The organism is Streptomyces sp. GESEQ-4 (assembly GCF_017948455.1).
In the GTDB taxonomy this organism is placed as follows: domain Bacteria; phylum Actinomycetota; class Actinomycetes; order Streptomycetales; family Streptomycetaceae; genus Streptomyces.
In genome coordinates, this window is sequence record NZ_JAFFSU010000014.1 from 161,207 (window position 1) to 185,943 (window position 24,737).

Sequence of the window (24,737 nt, forward strand, 5' to 3'; positions counted from 1 at the left end):
CTCCTGAAGCAGCAGGCGGCGGTGCGGTGTGCGGACGGCGTGCTTACGATGCGCGCAGCATCAGTCCCGCATCGCGCCGCCGCCTGAACCAGGAGCACGGTACCCGTGTCCATACCTCCGCCCCCCGGGCCCCACCAGCCGCAGGAGCCCTACGGGCAGTACCCGCAGGCGCCGCAGTACCAGCAGGGCCCGTACTACGGGATGCCGTACCAACCCTGGGGGCAGGGCTACCACCCGTTCAACCAGCCGGCGCCGGTCAACGGCGTCGCCATCGGCTCGCTGGTCACCGGGCTGCTCTGCTTCATGCCGGGCGTGGGTCTGGTCCTCGGGCTGATCGCGCTGAGCCAGATCAAGCGGCGGGGCGAGCGCGGGAAGGGCATGGCGGTCGCCGGAACGGTGCTGTCCTCGGTCGGACTGGCCCTGTGGGCGCTGTCGTTGGCGACCGGGGCCGCCTCCGTGTTCTGGGAGGGCTTCAAGGAAGGCGCGCGCGACGACTCGAGCCTCTCGCTGGCGAAGGGGGACTGCTTCAACTCGCCCGGCGGCCTCGAGGGCTTCACCTACGACGTCGACTCCGTGCCCTGCGCCGGCCGGCACGACGGCGAGGTGTTCGCGGCCGTGGAGATGCCCGGCGGCTCCTTCCCGGGCGACGACAAGGTCTCCCAGGTCGCGGACGACAAGTGCTATGCCCTCCAGGACAGTTACGCGATGGACGCCTGGGCCCTGCCCGACACCGTCGACATCTACTACCTCACCCCGACCCGGCAGAGCTGGCAGCTCGGCGACCACGAGATCACCTGCGTCTTCGGCCACACCGACGGCACGACCAGCCTGACGGGCTCGCTGCGCAACGACGCGACGACACTCGACGAAGACCAGATCGCCTACCTGAAGGCGGCGGACGTCTTCGACACAGCCATGGATGCCGCTCCCGCCGAGGAGTACGTCGAGGACGACCTGCCGGGCTACAAGAAGTGGGCGGAACGCGTCGCGGACGCGCTGGCCAAGCAGGCCGGGATGCTCCGCGACCACCCGTGGCCCGCCGACGCCAAGACGCCGGTCGGCGAGACCGTCAAGGACCTGGAGGCCGCCCGGAAGGAGTGGGCCGCGGCCGCCGAGGCCGCCGACGTGGACGCCTTCTACGAGCACTACGACGAGGGCTACGCCCTCACCGCCCCGGAGAAGTCGGTCACCGCGCGCGAGGCTCTGGGTCTGGCCACCACGGTGCCGTCGTACGACTACGACGACGGCGGCTCGGACAGCGGTGGAGGGGACGCCGGGATCGAGGTGTGATCGCGGCCCCAGCGGGGAGAAAGTGCCTGCGTAAAGCCCTCCCGGCGAGTAAGTCATCACATCGAGTGATTCCCTGGCCTTCGCTTGCACCGGACAACCCACGGTTGCCACGCTGTTGCTGTCTGTACAACCTGATGGGAGCGGCCAGTGACATTCGGTGAGCAGCCGGCGTACCTGCGCGTCGCGGGTGATCTCCGCAAGAAGATCGTCGACGGCTCACTGCCCCCGCACACCCGCCTCCCGTCACAGGCCAGGATCCGCGAGGAGTACGGCGTCTCGGACACCGTCGCCCTGGAGGCCCGCAAGGTGCTGATGGCCGAGGGCCTGGTCGAGGGCCGCTCCGGCTCCGGGACGTATGTGCGCGAGCGGCCCGTGCCCCGCCGTATCGCCCGCTCGGGATTCCGTCCCGCCTCAGGTGCCACCCCGTTCCGGCAGGAGCAAGCCGACGGCGACGCGCGCGGCACCTGGGAGTCCAGCAGCCGCCAGGCCGAGGCGAGCGGGGCCGTCGCCGAGCGGCTCGCCATCCAGCCCGGGGACCGCGTGATGTGCACCAAGTACGTCTTCCGGGAGGCCGGCGAGGCGATGATGCTCTCCACCTCCTGGGAGCCCCTGGCCGTCACCGGCCGCACCCCCGTGATGCTGCCCGAGGAGGGTCCGCTCGGCGGCATGGGCGTCGTCGAGCGCATGGCCGCCATCGACGTGATCGTGGACAACGTGACGGAGGAGGTCGGCGCGCGTCCGGGCCTCGCCGAGGAACTGCTCGCTCTAGGCGGCGTCCCCGGCCATGTCGTCCTGGTCGTCTCGCGCACGTACTACGCCTCGGGCCGTCCCGTGGAGACGGCCGACGTGGTCGTCCCGGCCGACCGCTATCGGGTCGCCTACCACCTTCCTGTGAAGTAGCGCACGCCGTCACGGCAGTTGCCCCGGCCCCCGCCCAACGGGCGCCGGTCCACTCAGCGTTGGAATCCGGTCGTTCTCGCAGGTCGCCCCGGCAGGTGCGGCAACTCGCTGACCGGATGCGCGAACGCGTCCGCACGGCGCACTCGTCGTCGTGCGCCCCCTGCGTCTTGGCTGGTTGCGTACCTCTTTGTGAAAAGCCGTATTCGCTGCGTGAAGGTTAGGCGTAGGCTCAGGCATATGCGGATTGCGGTTTCCTTGGCGGGCGGGGCACGGCACAGGCCGCGGGCCGGACTCGTGCGGTCGTGGGCGGGAAGGAGCGGTGGGGCGGAATGAACGACAGCACGATCACTCTTCCCTGGCTCGTCATACGGCAGGACGACAACGGCAACCGCTACCGCGTGGGCCGGTACGCGACCCGGGCCGAGGCCCAGAAGATCGCCGACAGCCTCGACACCCGCGGACTCAAGCAGCTCTACTGGGTCGAGCGCATCGGGCAGAACGGATCGGGCGCGACCGACGACTGAGTAGGCGCCTCCCGTAGGCTCCCGCCCATGACGCAACCGATCGTCGTCGTGGGGGCGGCCCTCCTCGACACCGGCCGCCTCCTGGCCGCCCGCCGCAGCGCACCCCCCGAACTGGCCGGCCGCTGGGAACTCCCGGGCGGCAAGGTGGAGCCGGGCGAGACGCCCGAAGCGGCCCTGGTCAGGGAACTGCGCGAGGAACTGGGCGTCGAGACGGAGATCACCGGCCGCGTACCGGGCCAGTGGCCCCTGAAACCCCCGTACGTCCTCCAGGTTTTCCTTGCAGGCCTGCTGCCTGGCTCCCCCGACCCCAAGCCCCTCCAGGACCACGACGAACTGCGCTGGCTGACCCCCGCTGAGTTCTGGGACGTCCGGTGGCTGGACCAGGACGTACCGGCGGTGCAGGAGATCGCAGGCCGACTGAGGTAGCCCCGCAAGGGGCGCGGGGAACTGCGCGACCAGCCACAGCGAACCCGCACTCGCACGACAACACATCACCCCCGAGCTATTAGGCGCACCCAGCTAAACCCGAGGAGCACGCGGTACTGCCGCCGCGATATCGGGTATGTGCCCATTAACCCCATGAAACCGGACGTGCGTGGGCTGCTGGCCTGGGAAGTGATCGGCGTGATCGACACCGATGGCGACTGCGCCGAGTGGACCTTTCCCGCGGACCCCGGCGCCGTACGCGCCGCCCGCGCCGCCGTCCGCGCCAGACTGCACGCATGGGACCTGGAGAGCGTCGCCGACATCACCGCCCTGCTGGTCAGCGAACTGGTCACCAACTCCCTGCGGCATGCCACCGGCCCCATCGGCGTACGCCTGGTCCGCCCCGCGGACGTGGGGGACGTCCTGCTGGTCGAGGTCTCCGACCCGCTCCCGGACCCGCCGCGCGAGCGTGAGGCCCGGCCCGAGGACGAGAGCGGGCGCGGACTCCAGCTCGTCGCCCGCTCCTCGCACCGCTGGGGAACCCGGCCCGGCGAGGCGGGCAAGACGGTGTGGTTCGAACTGGCCGTACCGGGCTGACCGGGTGTACAGCCGCGGACGCACTGTCCGGTGACTGGTTCAGGCCAGTGGCGGTTGTCCCGTCGCGTGATTCGACGGCGTGTCCGCTGGTTAGAAGACTGGAAGTGTTGTCGCAGTGAGGACCGAAAACCGTCGGGACCGTGCTGTGATCGTGAACACCGTGTCAGGCGGCGTCGTAGTGCTGGATACTGCGGGCAGCCGCCCCCGGTGACCGGTGCCGGGCGCGGTGAGCTGGAGGGGACGGTTCGCGTGAGCGAGATACCAGCGAAGGCCACGGAGTCCAAGGACCCGTCGGGCGGCGCGACGACGGGAGCCGCGGCTGCCGCCGCGGCCGACGCGACGAGAGCCTCCGGCGCCGGGCGGCCCGGCGACGACGGGTCCTTCGGGGCTGTGCCGTCCGCCGACGCGCCCCCCGGTGACGCCATGTGGCAGAGCAGCCCGCCCGGCTCCATCTACGACTACATCAAGGTCGCGTCCTTCTCCATCGGTGCCGACGGCCTCGTCGACCAGTGGAGCCTGCGCGCCGAGCAGCTCTTCGGCATCCCCGCCGAGCGGGCCCTCGGCATGGATCCCATCGAGGCGTTCGTCGACCCCGACCTGCATGAGCAGGGCCAGCGGAAGATGACCGAGATCCTCGACGGCCGGGAGTGGACCGGTGTGATCCCCTTCCGGAAGCCGGACACGGCCGACGGAGAGGGCGGCGAGGCCCTCGCCGAGGTCTATGTCATGCCGACGCGCACCGAGGACGGCGAGAAGGCCGCGGTCTGCATCGTCGTCGATGTCCGCACCCTGCGCCGGATCGAGACCGACCTCGCCGCCTCGCAGTCGATTTTCGGCCAATCTCCGTTCGGCTTTCTGCTCATCGACCCCGACCTGCGGGTTCGCCGCGCCAACCAGCGGTTCGCCTCCGTATTCGGTGGCACCCCGGACGACCATCGCGGCCGCGGCGTGAACGACTATCTGACCCGGCCGGAGGCCGAACGGGTCACCGCGGTGCTGCGCCGGGTCCTGGAGACCGGCGAGACCATCACGGACATGCATGTCACGGGCTTTCTGCCGGGCTCCGACGAGCGCCGCCACTGGTCCATCAACCTCTATCGCGTGCACAGCGGCACCGGCCGTCCCATCGGCATCGCCTGGCTCTCGACCGACATCACCGCCCGCCGCGCCGCCGCCCGCGAGGCCGCCGCCGCCCGGCGCAATCTCGCCCTTCTCAATGAAGCGGGCGCCCGGATCGGCAACTCCCTCGACCTGGAGACCACGGCCCGCGAACTCCTCGACGTCGTCGTCCCCGGCTTCTGCGACCTGGCGACCGTCGACCTCTACCAGGGCCTGCTGGCCGGCGACGAGACCCCGCCCGGGCTCGCCGACGGCAGCGCGGCGCTGCGCCGGGTCGCCTACGCCAGCGCGGTCTCCGACGCGCCGTTTCTCAGCGGCGGCACACAGGTCGCCGTCGGGGCCGTCCACCACTACCCCTTCAACTCCCCTTGTGCGGACGCCCTGCGGACCGCGAAGCCGCGGCGCGTCCCGCCCGAGGAGGGCGGCCTCGTCCAGTCCACGCTCGCCGTCCCGATGGTCGCCCACGACACCGTCGTAGGACTCGCGCAGTTCTCCCGTACGAAGGGCAGCGAGCCGTTCGGCGACCGGGACCGGGAGCTGGCGGTGGAGCTGGCGGCGCGGGCGGCGGTCTGCATCGACAACGCGCGGCTGTATCGGCGTGAGCACGAACGGGCCCTGATACTGCAGCGGTCCCTGCTCCCGCCGGGCGACCCCGTGGCCTCCGGCCTCGACATCGCCTGCCGCTATCTGCCCGGCAACTCCTCGGCCGACCGGCCCAGCGAGGTGGGCGGAGACTGGTTCGACGTGATCGAACTGCCGGGCCACCGTACGGCGTTGGTGGTCGGGGACGTGATGGGACGCGGGCTCAGGGCGGCGGTGGCGATGGGCGAACTCCGCTCGGCCGTCCGTACCTTGGCCCTGCTGGACCTCGAACCGGCGGAGGTCCTCTCCGCGTTGGACGAGATCGCGCGGGGCCTCGGGGCGCCGGGCGGCGTCCAGCAGGCGACCCGCGCGGCCCGCCGCCCGCGTGAGGCGGACCTGTCCGAGGTGTATCTGGCGACGTGCGTGTACGCGGTCTACGACTCAGTGACCAGGCGCTGCACCTTCGCGAACGCGGGGCATCTGCCGCCCGTCCTGGTCGAGCCCGGCGAGGACGCGCTGATGCTGGACGTGCCGCCGGGCATGCCGCTGGGCGTCGGCGGGGAGCCCTTCGAGGAGGTGGAGGTCGAACTACCCGAAGGTGCGCTGTTGGCGCTCTACACGGATGGACTGGTCGAATCCCGCGATCATCCCCTCGACGAGGGGCTGCAAGCCTTCGTCGGCGCGCTGACGGACCCGTCCGCCCCCCTGGAGGACGTCTGCGACCACGTCCTCAACACCCTCGACACCCACCACGGCGAGGACGACATCGCGTTGCTGATGGCCCGCGTCCAGGGCCTGCCGGCGGACTCCGTGGGCGACTGGACGCTCGCCCGCGAGCCCCGCAGCGTCGGCCGCGCCCGTGAGTACGCGCGCGGGCAGCTGCTGAGCTGGGATCTGGAGCCGCTGGTCGACACGGCCGAGCTGCTGGTGAGCGAGCTGGTCACCAACGCGTTGCGCTACGGCGAAGGGGAGATCAGGCTACGGCTCCTCCTGGACCGCACGCTCGTCTGCGAGGTCTGGGACTCCGGCCTGGTCCAGCCCCGCCGCCGCCGCGCCCGCGACACGGACGAGGGAGGCCGGGGCTTGCAACTGGTCGGCCTGCTGTCGGCGGCTTGGGGCTCGCGACGCACCCCGCGCGGCAAGACGGTCTGGTTCGAACTCCCGCTACCGGACGGGGAGACGGGGCTGGCGGATCCGGCGGAGGCGTTGCTGAGTCTGTTCTGAGGGGCCGGCTGGGCTCGGCTGGGCTGGGGTCGGCTGGGCTCGGCTGGGCTGGGGTCGGCTGGGCTCGGCTGGGCTGGGGTCGGCTGGGCTCGGCTGGGCTCGGCTGGGCTCGGGTTGGCTGGGTCGGCTCGGCTCGGCTCGGCTCGGCTGGCTCGGCGGTTCAGGTGGTTGTGCTGCCGCCTCGGCGGGCCCGGGTGCGGGGTCCGCCGAAGCTCGCGGGTGGGCCGCCGCCGTCCGAGGCGCCGCCCAGCAGAATCCCGCCGAGGAGGGCCCCGCCGACGCCCAGTTCGCGCTCCGCGGCCCCGTCGACCGGGTTGCCGTGGACACGGACGTCCTGCTCGGCGAGTGCGTGGGCGTGCCGGGCGAGGGTGTCGGCCGTGACGCGATCGCCGGTCACGGTGCGCGTGGCCGCCGGCATCCGCCCCAGGCCAGGCACACGCCGCTGGTCCACGCCGGCCCGCGCCCGCAGCCCGGCCGCCACCCGCTCCTCCGGCCCCGCCGCGAGCAACCGCACCGCCTCCGCCAGCCGCGTCCGCGCCTCACCGCCCACCGCACCCCGGTGCGTCACTACGAACCCGTCCGCAAGCCCGACCGACTCCCGCGCGGCGAGCAGGGCAGCCGCCGCCACAACCCCCACCCGCCCCGACTCCACCGCCACGACCGCCCGCACGATCCGCCGCAGAGCATCGAGCGGATCGTACGACCCACCGACCACCTCTTCCCGTACGCCGGCCAGCACCCCGTCAGCCTGCCGAATCCGCGCCCGCAACTCCCCGACACCCATCCCAGAAACCCCACCCACAGGCCCAACGGCACCCCCCGAAATCACCCCCGGCACGCTGCCGCCGGACGCCTCGCCCGCCCCGTAACCGGTTGGCGTGCCCACCCCGCCCGCCTCACCGCCGGTGGCCGAGCCCGAGCTGCCGGTTCCGTCGCCGCTCCGCGTGCCTGGGCTGCCCGCCCCGCGCCCAGGCGCCCTGCCCGTCCCGTGATCGGACGGTGAGTTTGGCCCGCCCGCCTTACCGCCCTCCGCCTCGCCGTCACTCGGTGTGCCGCCGCCCGGCGCCCCCGCCCCGTCGTCGGCGGGCGTGCTCACACTGCCCGTCGCGCCATCGGTGGCCGAGCCCGGGCTGCCGATTCCGCCGCCGCTCCGCGTGCCCACCCCGCCCGCCCCGCGCCCAGGCGCCCTGCCCACCCCGCCATCGGACGCCAAGCCCGGTCCGCTCGCCCCGTCATCGGCCCACGTACTGATGCCGACTGACCAGCCGCCGGGCGTCCAGTCCGCCCCGTCGCCCGGCTCAGTCTCCGTCCCGCTCATGCCCCCGTTTCCGCCCGTCGGTCCCATCGCGCCCTCCGCCTCCGCCAGCCACCCCCGTGCCTCCGCAAGTTCCACCTCCGCGCCGGTGAGGGTGGCCGGGACGATGGTCGCGGCCTCGGTGAGGGACTGGGCCAGGCGGTCGAGGGTGTTGAGGAAGGCCGTGGCCTGGGCGATGGCGCTCTCGGCGGCGCGTAGGTGTTGTGCCGCGCGGTCGTTCTCGTCGGCGTCGGCGGCCTGGTGGGCCTCGTTGAGGCGGGACGTGGCGAAGACGAGGCGGTCCTTGGCCTGTTCGACGTGGCCGGCGACGGCGGCGGTCGCGGAAGGTGCGTACCGCTTGCCGAGGTCCGTGAGGGTGGCCTGCACGGCAGCCGTGCGGGACGTCAGTTCCCGGAACCGGGTCTCCGCGACCTCCAGCGCCTCGCCCACGCCCTGCTCCAGGCCACGCAGTTGATCGAACCCGGCCGCCTCCGCGTCCAGCCGCCGCCCCGCCTCCTGGCACCGACCGACGATCCCGGCCAGCGCATGCCGCCGGGCCGCACCGTCGGCCGGGACTCCGTCGTCGTACTGCTGCCGCATCCGGAAGGCGGCCGACAGCTCACCCTCCGCATCCCGCACGGCCCGCGCGAAGGGCGCAACGGCCGCCGTACCGAACCGGGCCTGAGCGAACCCCAGTTCCTCACGGCTGGTGCGGACCCAGTCGTCGGCCTCGACCAGCAACGCCCGTGCTCGCTCGTCGAGTTCGGCGAGGGGCGGTGGCGGGACGACGACGGGGATGCCGCCGGGCGTCGTCCGTGTACGCGCCCGCCTTGTCCGTCGTAGATACGCGTACCCGGCCAGTCCGACCGCCGCACTGGCTGCTACGAGCGGCAGCACAAGGTCGGCGGTGGACGTCTCGTCCACTTCCTGCGATACCTGCACGACCGTCCCCGTCGGGGCCGCCGGAACCGGATCACCGGCACTGATCGTCATCCCCGGCAACACAAGCCACACCAGCCCGGCCGCACCGCCCAGCCCGGCACGCGCCACCCATACGGCGGCACGCCGTCGCCGGTTCCGGATCAAGGATGACGTCACATTTCGGAGCGTATGACCGGGTATGCGGGCGCGCGAGCGGGGGACGTCGGGAGGGGACACGGGGATGGACGAACCGATGGCTGACGCAGAAGGCAAAGACGAACCGAAAGCCGCCGATGGTGAGAACCCCCCACAGGGGCCACCCGCACCCGACGACGAAAGCCGCACGGGTGGTGCGGGTGGGAACAAATGGCTCCGCCGGACCCGCCGCACCGCCGTCACCCTCCTCCTGCTCATCCTCCTCCCCACCCTCACCGCCGAAACAGCCCTCTACATCAACCACACCGGCGACATGGCCCCCGGCACCCACACCCGCAACCGCGACGCGATCTGGCTCGGCCACGCCTGGGTGGACGGCCGTAAGAAGGACGCCGACGTGACCGCGCTCGCCCGGCAACTCGACACCACCGGCATCAGGGACCTCTACGTCCACGCGGGCCCCCTGGAGCACGACGGAACGCTGCCGGAGTCGTCGTATCCGAGGGCCCGTTGGTTCATCGACGCGGTGCACGAGGAGATGCCCGGCATCCGGGTGCAGGCCTGGCTCGGTGACGTGCTGGCCACCGAGAGCCCGGACGGCATGCGGCTGGAGCGGCCGGAGACGCGCGCGGCGGTCGTCGGCTCGACCCGCCAGATCCTCGCGGCCGGCTTCGACGGCGTCCACTTCGACCTGGAGCCCCTCCACTCGGACGACGGCGACTACCTCACGCTCCTCGACGCCCTGCACCGCGTCACGAGCGCCCAGGACGCGCCACTCTCCGTCGCCGCCCACCAGATCGACCCGCTCCCCGGCTTCCACTCCTTCTGGGGCACGACCACCGGCCACCCCAAGTGGTGGTCGCAGAAGTTCTTCGGCCAGGTGGCCCGCCGCGTCGACCAGATCGCCGTGATGTCGTACGACACCATGCAGCCGCTGGAGAGCACCTACGGCGGCTATGTCGCCCAGCAGACCTCCCTCGCCCTGGAGGCCACCCCGCCCACCACCGACCTCCTGATGGGCCTGCCGTTCTTCCACGAGAACCGGTTCGGCCACTGGGCCCACGCCGAGACCGTGCCCGCCGCCGTACGCGGTGTCCGCCTCGGTCTGTCCCGCACGGACGCGGACCGCCGCAACTTCGGTGTGGCGCTCTACGTCGACTTCGCGGCGACCGCGGACGACTGGACGGCGTACCGGGTTGCCTGGGTCAATAAGCCTTGACCAGCATCTTCCTTCAACGTGACTGTTCCGTTATCGATTCGTCATGCGAACTTTCCCCACAGGGGTCCTTTAGTTTGTTGTGGACGTGCTGTGACCGCCCCTAGGGTCCACATCTCCTATCCCTGTGAGGTCGCACATTCATGCGAGCGCTAATCACCAGCAAGGCCGCCCGGCGCGCACTGCGCCCGATCGCCGAACTCATCGACCAGCGCATCGAACGTCAAGTCCGCCGTGTGGTCGAGCAGTCCGCCCGGGCCGACGTGACGCAGGAGGAACTGAAGAAGCTGCGTAACCGTCAGCGGCCACTGGAGCTGTTCTTCGACGGGACCGGACGGGGCGCGTCGCGGCTGCCGTCGGCGCCTCATCTCAACCGCACCATCGCTGAGTTGGTGGAGGTGTCCGGCGTGGACAGGGATGCCGCCGAGCGCAATGTGGCCCAGGCGTTCCGGCTGCTCATCGCGTTGGAGGCGCTCGGCGTCGGCCGTATCGCGGGCGGCACGATGAACATCGTCGGCAAGCTGTCCGCCGTACCGCTGCTCGATCCGCCGAACGACGAGATCCTTGAAATCGGCACGCTGTACGGGATGTTCGGCGCCGCTCTCATCCGGATGATGGAGCGGGCCGGGCGTGCGCCCAGCCTGACCATCGTCGATCCGCTCGCCGGAACGCAGCTGCAGCCCGGCGCCACCATGGGCACCGACGCTTCCGGCACCCCGGTGAACGGCGCAGCCGTGCGCACCAATCTGGCCCTCGCGGGCGCGGCCGGTGCCGCCGCCAGGATCCAGCAGGGCTTCTCGGAGGACCCCGAGGTGCGCGCCCTGGTCGCCGACCGCGCCTACGGCGTGGTCATCGTCGACGGTGACCACTCCGCCGCCGGTGTCGCCGCCGACCTGGAGTGGGCCGAGCAGATCGTCGCGCCCGGCGGCATCGTCGTACTCGACGATTTCGGGCACCCCAAGTGGCCCGGGATCAAGGAGGCTTTCGAGAAGCACATGACCACGGACACCCGGTTCAAGTACCTCGGCCAGGTGGCCCACTCGGGGTATCTGCGGGCCCAGGCCCAGTAGTACGACTCAGGAACGCCGCCGAATCTTGTTCCCCAGCCACACCAGGGGGTCGTACTTGCGGTCGACCGCGCGTTCCTTCAACGGGATCAGCGCATTGTCCGTGATCTTGATGCCCTCGGGGCAGACCTCCGTGCAGCACTTGGTGATGTTGCAGTAGCCGAGACCGTGTTCGTCCTGGGCGGTGCGTTTGCGGTCCAGGCCGGACTCGGCGGCGGCGTCCAGCGGGTGCATGTCGAGCTCCGCCACCCGCATGAGGAAGCGGGGCCCGGCGAACGCCGTCTTGTTCTCCTCGTGGTCGCGGACGACATGGCAGGTGTCCTGGCACAAGAAGCACTCGATGCACTTGCGGAACTCCTGCGAGCGGTCCACGTCCTCCTGCATCATCCGGTACTCGCCCGGCCCGAGACCGTCGGGCGGTACGAAGGCGGGCACTTCGCGCGCCTTGGTGTAGTTGAAGCCGACGTCCGTGACGAGGTCGCGGACGACCGGGAAGGCGCGCAGGGGCGTGACCGTGATCGTCTCGTCCGGCGTGAAGACGGACATGCGGGTCATGCACATCAGCCGCGGGCGGCCGTTGATCTCCGCCGAGCACGAACCGCACTTGCCCGCCTTGCAGTTCCAGCGGACGGCCAGGTCGGGCGCCTGGGTGGCCTGGAGGCGGTGGATGATGTCCAGGACCACCTCGCCCTCGTTGACCTCGACCTTGAAGTCCTCCAGGTCGCCGCCCTTGATGTCGCCGCGCCACACCTTGAAGCGGGCCTCGTAGCTGCTCACTCGTAGAGCTCCTCTTCGGCGAGGTACTTGACCAGCTCCTCCTTGTCGAAGAGGGCGAGCAGGTCGGAGCGGATGGGTTCGGTGGTCTCGCGCAGCAGGTCGATCTGGCCGCGCACCGGGTCGGTGGCCGCCAACCCGCCGGTGGGGTCGGCCAGTTGGCACAGCAGGTTGATGTTGCGCCACTTGCGGTCCATCGCCGGGTGGTCCTCGCGGGTGTGGCCGCCACGTGACTCCGTGCGCTCCAGCGCCGCCCGTGCCACGCATTCGCTGACCAGCAGCATGTTCCGCAGGTCCAGGGCGAGATGCCAGCCCGGGTTGAACTGGCGGTGCCCCTCGACACCGGCCCGCCGGGCCCGTACGCGCAACTCGGCGAGCTTGTCCAGCGCGTGCTGCATCTCGCCCTCGCGGCGGATGATGCCGACCAGGTCGTTCATGGTCTGCTGGAGTTCCTGGTGGAGGGTGTACGGGTTCTCCGGCGTGCCCTCTTCCGGGCCCTCCGCGGAGAACGGGCGCAGTGCCTCCGCCGCCGCCGCGTCGATCTGGACGTCGTCCACCGGCGGCCGCTCGAAGGCCTGCGCCGCCGCGTACTCCGCCGCGTGCCAGCCCGCCCGGCGTCCGAACACCAGCAGGTCGGAGAGCGAGTTGCCGCCCAGCCGGTTGGAGCCGTGCATACCGCCGGCCACCTCACCGGCCGCGTACAGCCCCGGCACCCCGCGCGCGGCCGCCGTGTCGGACTCGACCGCGATACCGCCCATCACGTAGTGACAGGTGGGCCCGACCTCCATCGCCTCCGCCGTGATGTCGACGTCGGCCAGCTCCTTGAACTGGTGGTACATGGACGGCAGCCGTCGCTTGATCACCTCGGCGGGCATCCGTGTCGACACGTCCAGGAACACGCCGCCGTGCGGGGAGCCGCGGCCGGCCTTGACCTCGGAGTTGATCGCGCGGGCTACTTCGTCGCGCGGAAGCAGCTCGGGCGGGCGCCGGTTGTTGTCCGGGTCCTCGTACCAGCGGTCGCCCTCCTCCTCCGACTGGGCGTACTTCTCCTTGAAGACGTCGGGGATGTAGTCGAACATGAACCGCTTGCCGTCGGAGTTGCGCAGCACCCCTCCGTCGCCGCGCACCGACTCCGTGACGAGGATGCCCTTCACCGACGGCGGCCAGACCATGCCCGTCGGGTGGAACTGCACGAACTCCATGTTCAGCAGGGGCGCGCCCGCGAGCAGCGCCAGTGCGTGCCCGTCGCCCGTGTACTCCCACGAGTTCGACGTCACCTTGAAGGACTTGCCGATGCCACCGGTGGCGATGACGACGGCGGGCGCTTCCAGGACGAAGAAACGGCCGGTCTCACGGTCGTAGGCGAAGACTCCGGAGACCTGGTTGCCGTCTTTCAGGACCCGGGTGACCGTGCACTCCTGGAAGACCTTCAGGCGTGACTCGTAGTCCCCGGTCTCCTTCTTGTCCTGCTGCTGCAAGGAGACGATCTTCTGCTGGAGCGTCCTGATCAGCTCCAGGCCGGTGCGGTCGCCGACGTGGGCGAGACGCGGGTACTCGTGGCCGCCGAAGTTGCGCTGCGAGATCCGGCCGTCCTTCGTACGGTCGAACAGGGCGCCCCAGGTCTCCAGCTCCCAGACCCGGTTCGGCGCCTCCTGGGCGTGCAGCTCGGCCATCCGCCACTGGTTGAGGAACTTGCCGCCGCGCAGGGTGTCACGGAAGTGCACCTGCCAGTTGTCGTGCGGGTTCGCATTGGCCATCGCGGCGGCGATGCCGCCCTCCGCCATCACCGTGTGCGCCTTGCCGAACAGCGACTTGCAGATCACGGCCGTACGGGCGCCCCGCTCGCGCGCCTCGATCGCGGCCCTGAGGCCCGCGCCCCCGGCGCCGACCACGACGACGTCCCACTCCTGCCGGTCCACCACGGACATCAGAAAAACCTCGGATCGTCGAAAGCGCCGGACGCGACGAGATACACGTAGAAGTCGGCGAGCGCCACGCTCACCAACGACGCCCAGGCGAGCAGCATGTGACGGTTGTTCAGCTTCCCCACCCACTGCCACATGCGATAGCGCACAGGATGCTTGGAGAAGTGCTTGAGCTTGCCGCCGACGATGTGCCGGCAGGAGTGGCAGGAGATCGTGTACGCCCAGATCAGCACGATGTTGACCAGGAAGACGAGCGTGCCGAGGCCCATGTGGCCCCACTCGTAGTTCTCGTCGCGGAAGGCGAGCACGGTGTCGTACGTCAGGATCCCGGCGACCAGGATCGCGGCGTAGAAGAAGTACCGGTGGATGTTCTGCAGGATCAGCGGGAAGCGGGTCTCACCGGAGTACTTCTTGTGCGGCTCCGCCACCGCGCAGGCCGGGGGCGAGGCCCAGAAGCCCCGGTAGTAGGCCTTGCGGTAGTAGTAGCAGGTCAGGCGGAAGCCGAGCGGGAAGATCAGGATGATGATCGCGGGGGAGATGCCCCACCAGCTCCCGAAGATCTCCCAGTTGGGGCCGGCGTGCATCGGCTCGCAGCGCTCCGCCAGACAGGGGGAGTAGAACGGCGAGACATACGGCGCCGCGTAGTAGTCCGCGTCGACGAAGGCCCGCCACGTCGAGTAGACGATGAACGCGAGCAGACCGGCCGCGGTGGCGGCGGGCGCCAGCCACCAGCGGTCGGTCCGCAGATGCGGGGCGTCGATCGCGGCGCGCGTACGGGTGCGTACGCCGCCGCCGACGGGATGGGGTTCAGTTGTCGGTGGTTCCGTACCAGTGGCCAACTCAGGACTCCGGTCGGTTCGATCGGCTCTAGCGGTTCGAACGGTTCGAGGGTTCAGGGGGCGTGGCGGTCACGGGCGCCGAGTCCCTCGTCGTCCGTGTCGATCCACAGAGAGTCGTCGTACGGGGTGTCGGGGATGGTGACGAGATCGGGGCGCTTGGGCGCCGCGGGGGCGGAGGCCGCCGCCTTCAGCAGGGCGGCGCTCTCACGCAGGTGATCGCAGTCGGTGCGGACCCGGCGGATGTCCAGCCCGCCGCTGCCCATCTGCTGTTCCAGGCGGCTGACGGACCTGGACAGGTCGTCGAGGCTGCGCTGGATGGACGTCAGTTCGTCGTGCACGGACATGACGTTTCCTCACTTCCGTAGGCCGGGCGGCCTTGGGCGGCAACGTTCATGCGCCTGCGAGTGTTGCGCGTCACACCTGCCGGTGGGAAGTCGTGTGCACCGATTGGCCGATGTTCGGTTGCGTTCACAGGTGCGAGCCCATTGGGCCGAGCGGGTGGGCTTCCCCTGCTCGCCGCCGTGTCGCACTCCGTTGCTGAACCCTTTCCTCTTAGGTGGCCGCATACGTGTGATCAGCTCCATATACCGCCAAAAGTGATCATAACGCCCTGTGGCCCCGGAGGTAAGAGATGTCCCGTCCTGAGCTGCGGTTGGGCAGCGCCCCAAAGGGGCGCGGGGAACTGCGCGACCAGCCACGACGCGCCCGCGGACGATCGACGGCCATCCGCGCTACGGCCTTCCTCAGCGCTGGCGCCCTCGCTGTGACCGGCTGCAACTCCAAGGACCCGGCCGGCAAGCCGCTCGCCCGGCAGGACATCGTGCCCGCCGCCCGCGCCCAGATCGCCGACGGCGGAACCCTGCGCTGGGCCGTGGACTCCGTACCGGAGACCCTGAACACCTTCCAGGCCGACGCCGACGCCACCACCAGCCGCGTCGCGCAGGCCGTCCTGCCGTCGATGTTCCGGCTGGACGCGAAGGGGAGCCCGGAGATCAATCCCGGGTACCTGGAGTCCGCGAAGGTCGTCGACACCGAGCCCAAGCAGGTCGTCCTCTACAAGCTCAGCCAGCAGGCGGTGTGGAGCAACGGCCGGGAGATCGGCGCCGCCGACTTCGCCGCCCAGTGGCGTGCCCTGTCCGGCAAGGACAGCTCCTACTGGACCGCCCGCAACGCCGGCTACGACCGCATCGAGCGGATCCAGCGCGGCGACAACGACCTCGAGGTCAAGGTCACCTTCGCCCGGCCCTACGCGGACTGGCGCTCGCTGTTCACACCGCTGTATCCGAAGGAGGTCATGGGCACGCCGGACTCCTTCAACGACGGGGCGCGGCGCAAGCTCAAGGTCACGGCGGGTCCCTTCCTGGTGAAGAAGATCGACCGCAAGGCCGACCGGATCACCCTCACCCGCAATCCGCGCTGGTGGGGACGGCCTGCCAAGCTCTCCCAGCTCGAGCTGCGCGCCGTACCGCGCGACGAGCGCGCCGACGAGCTGGCCGCGGGCAAGCTGGACCTGGCCGAGATCGAGCCCGGCCTGGCGCACCGCATCGTCCTCGCCGCCCGTCCGCAGGGCACCGGCACCCCGCTCCAGGGCCCCGACGGCTCGGACGACGCGGCGGCCCTGCGCGGCTTCGAGGTCCGTAAGTCCTTCGAGCCCGCCTACACCCAGCTCGCCCTCAACGGCGCCGACGGCCCGCTCGCCGACGAGCGCGTACGCCGCGCGGTGGCCCGCGCCCTCGACCGCGAGGAACTGGCCAAGGCCGTCCTCAAGCCGCTGGGCCTGCCCGCCGTCCCCGTCGGCAGCCACCTGGCCCTCGCCGGCCAGCCCGCCTACGCCGACAACAGCGACGCCCTCGGCGGCCAGGACACCAAGGAGGCGCAGGCGCTGCTCGCGGACGCCGGGTGGGTGCGGGGCGGTCCCGTCACGGACCAGCAGAAGAAGGGCGAGAAGGCGGCCGGCTCCAAGGGGAAGAAGTCCGAGGACGAGTCGCAGGGCGGCGACGACGGGACGTACATCGTCGGCGAGGACAACAAGGCGCGGGCGGCGGACCACAAGGCGCCGGGCGAGGCCGACCGGGAGAAGAAGCACCCCGAGAAGCGCAAGGAGCACTTCGCCCAGGACGGCGGACAGCAGCTGAAGCAGGGCGGTGCGCCCGGCGCGTACGCCCCCATGGGCACCGCCGCTCCGGCCGTCGCGCCGGCCGGGCCGGTCGCCAAGAACGGCAAGCCGCTCACCTTGACCTTCGTCCTTCCGACGGGCGACGGCGCGGAGACCCTCCGCACGGTGGCCGACCGGATCCGGCGGATGCTGGACCGGGTGGGCATCCGTACGAAGCTGAAGAAGGTCTCCGACGACAGCTACTTCAAGGACCACATCGCCTCCGGCGAGTACGACCTCGCCCTCTACTCCTGGCCCTCCTCCGCCTTCCCCGCCACCGACGCCCGCCCCATCTACGCCAAGCCCGTCCCCGCCGCCGACGGCTCCCTGAACGTCGAGCAGAACTACACCCGCGTAGGCACCGACCAGGTCGACCAGCTCTTCGACCAGGCCCTCTCCACACTCGACGAGTCCGAGTCCCGCTCCCTGATCCGCAAGGCCGACTCCCGCATCTGGGCCACCGCCGCGTCGATCCCGCTCTACCAGCGCCCCCAACTGACAGCAGCGAAGAAGAACCTGGTCAACGCGGGCGCCTTCGGCTTCCAGACGCCGGTGTATGAGGACATGGGGTTCTTGAAGAAGGGGGCAAAGGCGTCGGCGGGGCCGACGTCCAAGGGCTGAGGCGGTAAGCGGATTGCGGCTGTCGAGCGGGTCGGTGCACGATCGGGTGATCCTCTGGCTGGTCAGCCCCAGGCAGTCGACGGCCGTCATAGCGTCGATGTTATGAAATGGGGTACCGTCGAACTTGAGCCAGAGGTCGCCGTATGGCTGGCCGGGCTCGACGACAAACGCTGGGCACAGGCTCTGATGCACCTCGACTTGCTGGAAGAGCGGGGAGTCCACCTCGGTGAGCCGTACACACGTCAGCTCGACGGCAAACTCAGAGAGCTGCGCTTCTACTGCGGTGGCGAACGGCTGCGAGTCACGTACTGGATCGCGGAGGGACGCCGCATCATCATGCTGACCGTGTTCTCCAAGACGCGGATGCGCGAGTTCGCCGAAGTCGATCGGGCGCGTCAGGCCATGAAGCGGTGCCAGGCCGAAGGCCACACTGTGGATGAGGAGGAGCTGTGACGGAGACCGGGCGAACCAGCCTCGACGAGGCCCGCCGGGCCCGGGCTATGACTCCCGAGATCGAGGAGGAGTACGCGGCGGCGCAACTGCGCTTCGCGCTCGGTGAGGCCGTACGCAAACAGCGGCAGGACCTCGGGCTGTCCCAGCAGGAACTCGGCCGAAGGGCAGGCATGGCTCAGTCGGCTGTCGCTCGTTTCGAGGCGGGCGGCACTGTACCGACGATTCCGGTGCTCGACCGCCTTGCCCGGGCGCTGGGGCTCGAACTCAGGGTGGAGCTGGCACGACAGGCCAGGAGCGCTTGACGCCTGCGGTCGCCGACTTGGCTGCGAGGCGGACTCCACGGCCGCCAAGGGGGTCTGACCAGCAGCGGAGGCATTCCGCTGCGCAGGTCACACCGTCCCGCGGAGGCCCGCACCGTGGGACCCCCGTACGATGGGGTAAGGCCGTGGCATGTTCAGCCCGGCAGGGCCCGCGTGACACAGACGTACGCGTAGGCCGTCCTCACCACTCCGGGAGTACGCCACATCATGGCCACGCGCCACGACATCCGTAACGTAGCCATCGTCGCCCACGTCGACCACGGCAAGACGACCATCGTCGACGCCATGCTCAAGCAGGCCGGCTCCTTCGCCGCGCACGCCGCCGAGTCCCTCGACGACCGCATGATGGACTCGAACGACCTGGAGCGTGAGAAGGGCATCACGATCCTCGCCAAGAACACGGCGGTGAAGTACCACCCCAAGGCCGGCGGGGACGTCATCACCATCAACATCATCGACACCCCCGGCCACGCCGACTTCGGCGGCGAGGTCGAGCGCGGTCTGTCGATGGTGGACGCGGTCGTCCTGCTCGTGGACGCCTCCGAGGGCCCACTGCCGCAGACCCGCTTCGTGCTCCGCAAGGCGCTCCAGCAGCGTCTGCCGGTCATCCTCTGCATCAACAAGACGGACCGGCCGGACTCCCGGATCGACGAGGTCGTCAACGAGACGTACGACCTCTTCCTCGACCTGGACGCCGACGAGGAGCAGATCGAGTTCCCGATCGTCTACGCCTGCGGCCGTGACGGCATCGCCTCGCTGACCAAGCCGGAGGACGGTACCGTCCCCGCCGACTCCACCAGCCTGGAGCCCTTCTTCTCCACCATCCTGGAGCACGTTCCGGCCCCGTCGTACGACGAGGCGGCCCCGCTCCAGGCCCACGTCACCAACCTGGACGCCGACAACTTCCTCGGCCGTATCGCGCTGCTCCGTGTCGAGCAGGGCGAGCTCAGGAAGGGCCAGACGGTCGCGTGGATCAAGCGTGACGGAACGATCAGCAGCGTCCGCATCACCGAGCTGATGATGACCGAGGCGCTCACCCGCAAGCCCGCCGAGAAGGCCGGCCCGGGTGACATCTGTGCCGTCGCCGGTATCCCGGAGATCATGATCGGCGAGACCCTCGCCGACCCCGAGAACCCGATCCCGCTCCCGCTGATCACGGTCGACGAGCCCGCGATCTCCATGACCATCGGCACCAACACCTCGCCGCTGGTCGGCCGCGGCGGCACCGGCAAGGGCGCCGAAAACAAGGCGGCCGTCAAGGACCGCAAGGTCACCGCCCGCCAGGTCAAGGACCGCCTCGACCGCGAGCTGATCGGTAACGTCTCGCTCCGTGTCCTCGACACCGAGCGTCCCGACGCCTGGGAGGTTCAGGGCCGTGGTGAGCTGGCGCTCGCCATCCTGGTCGAGCAGATGCGCCGCGAGGGCTTCGAGCTGACCATCGGCAAGCCGCAGGTCGTCACCAAGGAGGTCGACGGCAAGACGTACGAGCCGGTCGAGCGCATGACGATCGACGTCCCCGAGGAGCACATGGGCGCGGTCACGCAGCTCATGGGCGTCCGCAAGGGCCGGATGGACAACATGTCCAACCACGGCTCGGGTTGGGTGCGTATGGAGTTCGTGGTCCCCTCCCGCGGTCTCATCGGGTTCCGGACCGAGTTCCTGACCCAGACCCGCGGCACCGGCATCGGCCACTCCATCCACGAGGGCTTCGAGCCCTGGTTCGGCACCCTGCAGACCCGTAACAACGGCTCGCTGGTCGCCGACCGCGCCGGTTCCGTCACCGCCTTCGCGATGACGAACCTCCAGGAGCGCGGCGTGCTGTTCACCGACCCGGGTACCGAGGTGTACGAGGGCATGATCGTCGGCGAGAACTCGCGCTCCGACGACATGGACGTGAACATCACCAAGGAGAAGAAGCTCACCAACATGCGGTCGTCCTCGGCCGACTCGTTCGAGGCGATCGTGCCGCCCCGCAAGCTCTCCCTGGAGCAGTCCCTGGAGTTCTGCCGCGACGACGAGTGCGTCGAGGTCACCCCGGAGGCCGTGCGCATCCGCAAGGTGAACCTGGACGCCCGCGAGCGCGCCCGCGCCGCGAGCCGCGCCAAGCACGGCTGACCCACCGCGTCGTACGACCGCGCCGGGCCCCTCCGTCAAGAGGAGCCCGGCGCAGTCGCGTTCGAGCAGACATAGGGAAAACCCTTCGTCTTCACCCAGGAAGCTCACAGGCCACACGAAACGGTTACCCTGCTGCCGACGCGCCTTCTCTCTCGCCCTGACGTCTCGTCAAGGGCCGCGCGTCCGGCCTCGCGGGCATGCCGATGGCACCCCGCGCATGGATCACCGTAATCGCAACTGGTTTTCTCCACCGGATCGTCCGGTATACGGACGCCTGCGACCGATAGATGTGTAACAAGTCCGTTTCGCAGGGATCTTTCGGCAAACCCTTTGTCCGGATTTTGGAAGATGTACGCACGAGGTGTGATCGAACCGAGACCTTGAGGGTGTGGTTCGGCCATCGGCCCATGGCAGATAGTTAGGCGCGTAGAGCTCGGATAAACGGGTCACGCGCTGCAGGCGGCGCCGACTCACGAGCGTGGGGGCACCTGACTATTTCCGGCACCGGTGACGGTGGCGTGTCGTGTGCTCCCCCTTGCGGTGAACCAATGGACTCATGAGGAGGAACCCATGCGTGGTGCCAAGAGCGCCAAGTGGGTCGCGATAGCCGCGGTTGTGGCGCTGGCCGCGACCGCCTGTGGTGGCAGTGACAGCGACAGTGGCGACGACAGCAACGCCGCCATCGATCCGAACGGCAAGTTCTCGATCGAGGTCGGCGAGCCCGAGAACCCGCTGCAGCCGGCCAACACCATGGAGTCCAACGGCAGCATCGTCACCCGGGCGCTGTTCTCCACGCTCGTGGACTATGACGCCAGCGGCAAGATCGTCATGGTCAACGCCCAGTCGGTGGACACCTCGGACAACAAGACCTACACGGTCAAGCTGAAGTCCGGCTGGAAGTTCCACGACGGCACCCCGGTGACCGCCGAGTCCTACGTCAAGGCGTGGAACTGGGCCGCCGCCCCGGCGAACAAGCAGACCAACAGCTTCTGGTACTCCGACATCGAGGGCTACTCCGACGTCGCCCCCGAGAAGGGCAAGCCGAAGGCCACGGAGATGAAGGGCCTGAAGGTCGTCGACGACAACACCTTCACCATCACGCTCACCAGCTCGCTGCCCTACTTCGTCTACAAGCTGGGCTACGAGGTCTTCTCGCCGCTGCCCGAGTCCTTCTACAAGGACCCGAAGGCCGCCGGTGAGAAGCCGGTCGGCAACGGCCCCTACAAGTTCGTCAGCTGGGACCACAAGAAGCAGATCGAGGTCGCCCGCAACGACGACTACCAGGGTCCGAACAAGGCCAAGAACGGTGGTGTGATCTTCAAGAACTACACCAACCTGGAGACGGCCTACGAGGACCTGAAGTCCGGCAACGTCGACGTTCTGCGTCAGGTCGCGCCCAGGGACCTCCCCGTCTACAAGCAGGACCTCGGCGACCGCGCCGTCGACCAGGCCTACTCCTCGATCCAGACGATCGCCCCGGCCTTCTACACCGACCAGTGGAAGGACATCGACCCGAAGGTCCTGCAGGGCCTGTCGATGGCGATCGACCGCAAGACCATCACCACCACCGTGCTTCAGGGCACCCGCGAGCCCGCCACCGGCTGGGTCGCCAAGGGCGTCACCGGCTACCAGCCGAGCCTGGGCACCGACATCTTCACGTACGACCCGGCCAAGGCCAAGGCGCTCATCAAGGAGGGCGGCGGCGTTCCGGGCAACAAGATCTCCATCCAGTTCAACGCGGACGGCGGTCACAAGGAGTGGGTGGAGGCGGTCTGCGGTTCCATCACCAAGGCCACCGGCATCGCCTGCACCGGCGACTCCAAGGCCGACTTCCAGGCCGACCTCCAGGCGCGTGACGCGCAGGAGGTCAAGTCGATGTACCGCTCCGGCTGGGTGCTCGACTACCCGTTCAACGCGAACTTCCTGCGTGACCTGTTCGGCACCAACTCGTCCGGCAACCAGAGCGGCTTCTCCAACCCGGAGGTCGACAAGCTGATCAAGGAAGCCGACGCCGCCAAGACGCAGGACGAGTCGGAGAAGCTGTACCAGGAGCTCGAGAAGAAGCTCCCCGAGTACATGCCGAGCATTCCGCTCTGGTACTACAAGGTCAACGCGGGCTACTCGGAGAAGGTCACCGGCGTCAAGTACGCCCAGGACGGAGACCCGATCCTGACCGGCGTTCAGGTCAAGAAGTAACCGCAACGACCGTTGTCCCGGGCGCGGCCTGACCCGCCCGGGGAACGGCAGCGGCCGGGGGGCCCTTTCCACCCGCATCTTCAGGTGATGCGCGGGGAAAGGGCCCGTCGGCTGCCGCCGTGACTGACATGGAGGCACGATGGGGCGCTACGTCGCACGACGACTGCTCCAGATGATCCCGGTGTTCATCGGGACAACTCTGCTGATCTTCCTCATGGTCTACGCCCTGCCCGGTGACCCCGTGCGCGGGCTCTTCGGCGACAAGGCCGGCAGCCCGCAGCTCATCGCGGCGCTGAGACATGAGTACGGCCTGGACCAGCCGATCCTGGTGCAGTACTGGAATTACATGAAGGACATGATCCTGCATGGCGACTTCGGCACGCAGGTGGCCAGCGGACGCCCCGTCACGGATGTGCTGGGCGACGCGTTCCCGGTGACACTCCGCCTCGCTGCCCTGGCCTTCTCCATCGAGTTCGTCCTGGGTATCGCCCTGGGCATCGTGGCGGGCCTGCGCGCCGGGCGGCTCACCGACAACGTGATCCTGGTGATCACGCTGCTGTTCATCTCGATCCCGGTCTTCGTCCTCGGGTTCATCTGCAAGCTGATCTTCGCCGACCAACTCGGTTGGGTGGAGTCGAACGTCCAGGACTCCACGAACTACGGCCAGTTGCTGATGCCGGCCATCGTCCTGGCGACCGCGTCACTGGCCTATGTGACCCGTCTCACCCGTACGTCGATCGCCGAGAACCGCCGCGCGGACTACATCCGCACCGCGATCGCCAAGGGGCTGCCCAAGAGCCGTGTGGTGGGCATCCACCTCATGCGCAACTCGATGATTCCCGTGATCACGTACCTGGGCACCGACATCGGTGCGCTGATGGGCGGCGCCATCGTCACCGAGGGCCTGTTCAACATCCAGGGCGTGGGCGGCACGATCTATGAGTCCCTCGTCCGCCGCGAGGGAACCACTCTCGTCGGCCTGGTGACGATCCTCGTCCTCGTCTACCTGCTTGCCAACCTGCTCGTCGACCTGCTTTACGCGGTCCTTGACCCGAGGATTCGCTATGCCTGACCTGACCAAGACAGAAGCAGAGGCCGGTGTGGCGGACTCGGTGGATTCCACGGACGCGATCCCGACGCCCCAGCCCAAGCCGGAGAAGACCCGCAGCCTGTGGGGCGACGCCTGGGCCGACCTGCGCCGCAGCTGGATCTTCATCACCTCCAGTGTGCTGATCTTCATCCTGCTGCTGATCACCTTCTTCCCGGGATGGTTCACCAGCGCGCAGCCGTACCTCGGTGACCTGTCCAATCACTACCTGCAGAAGCCCAAGCTGGGTGAGGTCGGTTCGGCCGACTGGCTCGGCTACGACCAGCAGGGCCGCAGCGTGTACGCCCGTGTCATCTACGGCACCCGGGCCTCCATAGCCGTCGGATTCGGCACCACCATCGTCGTCACGATCCTGGGCGGCGTGCTGGGCATGATCGCCGGGTACTTCGGCGGCATCGTGGACTCGATCCTGTCCCGGCTGACCGACGTGTTCTTCGGTATCCCGTTCCTGCTCGGCACCATGGTCGTGCTCAACTCCTTCCCGGAGCGCACGACCTGGGTCGTCATCGGCGCGCTCGGCTTCTTCGGCTGGACACAGATCTCCCGGGTGATGCGCGGTGCGGTGATCACCACCAAGCAGGCCGACTACGTGCAGGCGGCCAAGGCCCTCGGCGCGAGCACCCCGCGGATCATGTTCCGGCACATCCTGCCGAACACCCTCGCCCCGGTGATCGTCGTCGCCACCATCTCGCTCGGCGTCTACATCACGGCCGAGGCGACGCTGTCCTTCCTGGGACTGGGGCTCAGCGGCGTCTCGTGGGGCAACGACATCTCCGACGGCGGCAACCAGATCCGTGTGGCCCAGTGGATCATGATTTACCCGTCGATCATGCTCAGCATCACGGTGCTGGCGTTCATCATGCTCGGTGAGGCCGTACGCAACGCCCTCGACCCGAAGATGCGCTGAGGGAGGCG

At 69.4% G+C, this 24,737-nt stretch carries 20 protein-coding genes; 15 read left to right on the top strand and 5 right to left on the bottom strand.

All coding sequences use genetic code 11. The features are described from left to right. Nucleotides 1–105: 105 nt before the first annotated feature. The 6 genes from KCH48_RS26045 (at nt 106) to KCH48_RS26070 (ending at nt 6,662) form a co-directional block, all read left to right on the top strand. Nucleotides 106–1,290, top strand: coding sequence for a DUF4190 domain-containing protein (locus KCH48_RS26045; protein ID WP_210577158.1), 1,185 nt, complete (start codon nt 106–108; stop codon nt 1,288–1,290). A gap of 147 nt (nt 1,291–1,437) precedes the next feature. After that, entirely contained in the window at nt 1,438–2,190 is a 753-nt protein-coding gene (locus tag KCH48_RS26050; protein ID WP_210577159.1) for a GntR family transcriptional regulator, read from the top strand. 329 nt (nt 2,191–2,519) lie between these two features. Beyond that, nucleotides 2,520–2,714 carry an SPOR domain-containing protein gene (locus KCH48_RS26055; protein ID WP_210577160.1) on the top strand — a complete coding sequence of 65 codons (195 nt, stop codon included), beginning with the start codon at nt 2,520–2,522 and terminating at the stop codon, nt 2,712–2,714. Between the two features lie 27 nt (nt 2,715–2,741). Further along, complete coding sequence (locus KCH48_RS26060; RefSeq protein WP_210577161.1) at nt 2,742–3,140, top strand: (deoxy)nucleoside triphosphate pyrophosphohydrolase; 399 nt, start codon at nt 2,742–2,744, stop codon at nt 3,138–3,140. A gap of 153 nt (nt 3,141–3,293) precedes the next feature. Beyond that, nucleotides 3,294–3,737 (top strand): ATP-binding protein, encoded by a 444-nt coding sequence (locus tag KCH48_RS26065; RefSeq protein ID WP_210577162.1) that lies wholly within the window; start codon nt 3,294–3,296, stop codon nt 3,735–3,737. 249 nt (nt 3,738–3,986) lie between these two features. Next, a complete protein-coding gene (locus KCH48_RS26070; RefSeq protein ID WP_210577163.1) occupies nt 3,987–6,662 on the top strand; it encodes a SpoIIE family protein phosphatase in 2,676 nt (891 codons plus the stop codon). Between the two features lie 160 nt (nt 6,663–6,822). Here the strand turns inward: KCH48_RS26070 and KCH48_RS26075 are convergent, their stop codons facing one another. Further along, nucleotides 6,823–9,054, bottom strand: a complete 2,232-nt coding sequence (locus tag KCH48_RS26075) for a hypothetical protein (RefSeq protein ID WP_210577164.1) — start codon at nt 9,052–9,054, stop codon at nt 6,823–6,825. 76 nt (nt 9,055–9,130) lie between these two features. Here KCH48_RS26075 and KCH48_RS26080 point away from each other — a divergent pair, with 76 nt between their 5' ends. Then, on the top strand, nt 9,131–10,252 hold the full coding sequence (locus KCH48_RS26080; protein ID WP_246885861.1) for a hypothetical protein: 1,122 nt from the start codon (nt 9,131–9,133) through the stop codon (nt 10,250–10,252). A gap of 140 nt (nt 10,253–10,392) precedes the next feature. Beyond that, nucleotides 10,393–11,319, top strand: coding sequence for a class I SAM-dependent methyltransferase (locus KCH48_RS26085; protein ID WP_210577165.1), 927 nt, complete (start codon nt 10,393–10,395; stop codon nt 11,317–11,319). A 6-nt stretch (nt 11,320–11,325) separates the two neighbouring features. Here KCH48_RS26085 and KCH48_RS26090 read toward each other — a convergent pair whose 3' ends face one another. The 4 genes from KCH48_RS26090 to KCH48_RS26105 are packed head-to-tail and all read right to left on the bottom strand — an operon-like array spanning nt 11,326 to nt 15,198. After that, nucleotides 11,326–12,093 carry a succinate dehydrogenase/fumarate reductase iron-sulfur subunit gene (locus tag KCH48_RS26090; RefSeq protein ID WP_210577166.1) on the bottom strand — a complete coding sequence of 256 codons (768 nt, stop codon included), beginning with the start codon at nt 12,091–12,093 and terminating at the stop codon, nt 11,326–11,328. After that, nucleotides 12,090–14,018, bottom strand: a complete 1,929-nt coding sequence (locus tag KCH48_RS26095; RefSeq protein ID WP_210577167.1) for a fumarate reductase/succinate dehydrogenase flavoprotein subunit — start codon at nt 14,016–14,018, stop codon at nt 12,090–12,092. Before KCH48_RS26095 ends, KCH48_RS26090 begins: the two co-directional genes overlap by 4 nt. After that, a complete protein-coding gene (locus KCH48_RS26100) occupies nt 14,018–14,854 on the bottom strand; it encodes a hypothetical protein (protein ID WP_210577168.1) in 837 nt (278 codons plus the stop codon). Before KCH48_RS26100 ends, KCH48_RS26095 begins: the two co-directional genes overlap by 1 nt. A 53-nt stretch (nt 14,855–14,907) precedes the next feature. Continuing rightward, nucleotides 14,908–15,198 carry a hypothetical protein gene (locus KCH48_RS26105; protein WP_210577169.1) on the bottom strand — a complete coding sequence of 97 codons (291 nt, stop codon included), beginning with the start codon at nt 15,196–15,198 and terminating at the stop codon, nt 14,908–14,910. 287 nt (nt 15,199–15,485) lie between these two features. Between KCH48_RS26105 and KCH48_RS26110 the strand changes: the two genes are divergently transcribed. The 7 genes from KCH48_RS26110 to KCH48_RS26140 all read left to right on the top strand — a co-directional run bounded on the left by KCH48_RS26110 (nt 15,486) and on the right by KCH48_RS26140 (nt 24,729). Then, nucleotides 15,486–17,630: an ABC transporter family substrate-binding protein gene (locus tag KCH48_RS26110; protein ID WP_210577170.1), complete on the top strand. Its 2,145-nt coding sequence runs from the start codon at nt 15,486–15,488 to the stop codon at nt 17,628–17,630. 102 nt (nt 17,631–17,732) lie between these two features. Further along, nucleotides 17,733–18,083, top strand: a complete 351-nt coding sequence (locus KCH48_RS26115) for a type II toxin-antitoxin system RelE/ParE family toxin (protein WP_210577171.1) — start codon at nt 17,733–17,735, stop codon at nt 18,081–18,083. Then, nucleotides 18,080–18,385, top strand: a complete 306-nt coding sequence (locus tag KCH48_RS26120) for a helix-turn-helix transcriptional regulator (RefSeq protein ID WP_307840955.1) — start codon at nt 18,080–18,082, stop codon at nt 18,383–18,385. Before KCH48_RS26115 ends, KCH48_RS26120 begins: the two co-directional genes overlap by 4 nt. Before the next feature lie 225 nt (nt 18,386–18,610). Continuing rightward, nucleotides 18,611–20,518 carry a translational GTPase TypA gene (gene typA / locus KCH48_RS26125; protein ID WP_210577172.1) on the top strand — a complete coding sequence of 636 codons (1,908 nt, stop codon included), beginning with the start codon at nt 18,611–18,613 and terminating at the stop codon, nt 20,516–20,518. Nucleotides 20,519–21,088: 570 nt separating this feature from the next. Beyond that, nucleotides 21,089–22,714, top strand: a complete 1,626-nt coding sequence (locus KCH48_RS26130; protein WP_210577173.1) for an ABC transporter substrate-binding protein — start codon at nt 21,089–21,091, stop codon at nt 22,712–22,714. 139 nt (nt 22,715–22,853) lie between these two features. Next, nucleotides 22,854–23,786 carry an ABC transporter permease gene (locus KCH48_RS26135; RefSeq protein ID WP_210577174.1) on the top strand — a complete coding sequence of 311 codons (933 nt, stop codon included), beginning with the start codon at nt 22,854–22,856 and terminating at the stop codon, nt 23,784–23,786. Continuing rightward, entirely contained in the window at nt 23,779–24,729 is a 951-nt protein-coding gene (locus KCH48_RS26140; protein WP_210577175.1) for an ABC transporter permease, read from the top strand. The genes KCH48_RS26135 and KCH48_RS26140 overlap by 8 nt, the downstream gene beginning before the upstream one ends. Nucleotides 24,730–24,737 lie beyond the last annotated feature (8 nt).